Below are 2,138 nucleotides of genomic sequence, written 5' to 3'. Positions count from 1 at the left end.
CTGCCATGGTTCGAGCATGAGGGCGAATCTTAACCGGAGGGGCCGCTTGTTCGAAGATCATGGGAGCACACGGATCGACTTGGCGTGTCCTCACTGCCAGCAACGGTTTAAGGTCCGGCTGCGGAAGCTGCAGTTTAGGGCGGATCTGATCTGTCGTCTCTGCCGCCACGAGTTCTCGGCTCAGGAGGTTTCCACTCGTCCCGAAGTTCAGGATGCTTTGACGCGCATGCAGAGGATTGTGCAGCGAAGAACACAGCCGGCGGAGCCGTGTCAGCCAAGCGATATGGCAGCATCCACGCCGCTTCAGCCCCGCAAGATCGTTGGGTGTCGCGACAGGGGGCGAGCAGAGCTCCTTTGACGTTTAAGCCTTGAACGTGGAACCCGTCCTAGCTCCAGCCATGTTCGGCGACGGCATCTTCACCCTAGCGCACCACGCCGCTGGCCCTACCTAGTCGATCTTGGGCGGGCTCTCGCCCTGATCTCACCTCAGGTTCTCCATGCCAACACGAGACGCTGAAGGATCGGACAGGCCAACATCCGCTTTGGCGCCTTTCCGGCATCGCATCTTCCTGGCTGTCTGGGTTGCAAGCCTCGCCTCCAATTTCGGCGGACTGATCCAATCGGTGGGCGCGGCCTGGCTGATGACCTCCATCGGCGCCTCGGCCGATCTCATCGCCTTGGTGCAAGCCTCGACAACGCTCCCAATCATGCTGTTCTCGCTCATGGCCGGCGCCATCGCCGACAACTTCGACCGGCGCAAGCTCATGCTCACCTCCCAGCTCTTCCTGCTGATGGTGTCGGTCGCCTTGACCCTGTGCACCTACTTCGGAGTGGTGACGCCCTGGCTCCTGCTAACCTTCACCTTCCTGGTTGGCTGCGGAACGGCGTTCAATGGCCCTGCCTGGCAGTCGCTGGTGGGCGAGATGGTGCCCCGCTCAGACCTGCCGGCAGCGATCGCCCTCAACAGCATGGGGTTCAACATCGCTCGCAGCGTCGGCCCGGCGCTCGGTGGAATCATCGTCGCAACTGTGGGGGCTTTTGCAGCCTTCGCGGTCAATGCGATCAGCTATCTCGGGCTGATTGCCGTCCTGGCCCGGTGGCAGCCAGCCCGACCGCCGAGGGCTTTGCCGCCGGAAAGTCTCGGATCGGCCATGGCAGCCGGGATCCGCTATGTGGCCATGTCCCCCAATCTCAGCGTGGTACTCCTGCGGGGAGCCGTGTTCGGCGTCGCGGCCATTGCAGTGCAGGCCCTGATGCCGCTTATCGCCCGGGATCTGATCCAGGGAGGGCCGCTCACCTTTGGCCTCCTGCTTGGGGCCTTCGGCATCGGTGCGGTTGGGGGAGCTCTTCTCAGCGCCCGTCTGAGGCAGGCCCTGTCGCTTGAGGCTCTCGTGCGCATTGCCTTCCTCAGCTTCGCCGTGTGCGCAACTGTTGCGGGACTGAGCTCTTTCGCGCTCCTGACGATCGTCGCGATGGCGCTTGGCGGGGCGAGCTGGGTGCTGGCGCTCTCGAGCTTCAACGCCACCGTGCAGCTGTCCTCACCCCGCTGGGTCGTGGGTCGTGCTCTGGCACTCTATCAGATGGCAACCTTCGGCGGCATGGCCTTCGGCAGCTGGATCTGGGGTGTGGCGGCCGAGCAGTATGGGACAGGGGATGCTCTTCTGATCGCGGCAGGTGTGTTGATTGCCGGAGCCGCTCTTGGCCTGCGGCTGCCTTTGCCCGAGCTGAAGACGCTCAACCTCGATCCGCTGAACCGGTGGACTGAGCCCCATATCGAAGTTGACATATTACCGCGCAGCGGTCCGGTTGTGATCACGATCGAGTATGTGATCCGGGAAGAGGATGTGGTGGCCTTCCTCGCCGTGATGGCCGAGCGGCGGCGGATCCGGCGCCGGGATGGCGCGCGACATTGGACGCTGCTACGGGATCTGGAGAACCCGGAAATCTGGATCGAGCGCTACCATAACCCGACTTGGCTGGACTACGTGCGGCACAACCAACGCATCACGCAGGCTGATGCTGCCGTGGGCGAACGCCTTCGGGAGCTGCATCAGGGACCAGACCGGCCACGGGTGCGGCGCATGATCGAGCGCCAGACAGGCGGGTTGACCCGGGATCCTGGATCTCAGACTCATGAC

1 protein-coding gene is annotated in these 2,138 nt (G+C 63.5%); it reads left to right on the top strand.

Annotated elements, in window-relative coordinates:
- Positions 1-497 precede the first annotated feature (497 nt).
- A partial coding sequence (locus tag ACYVOK_RS34350) for an MFS transporter (protein WP_460666780.1) occupies positions 498-2,138 on the top strand: 1,641 nt, incomplete at its 3' end.

It is taken from the genome of Kribbella swartbergensis, assembly GCF_054784135.1.
This window is presented reverse-complemented; position numbering and strand designations above follow the sequence as displayed.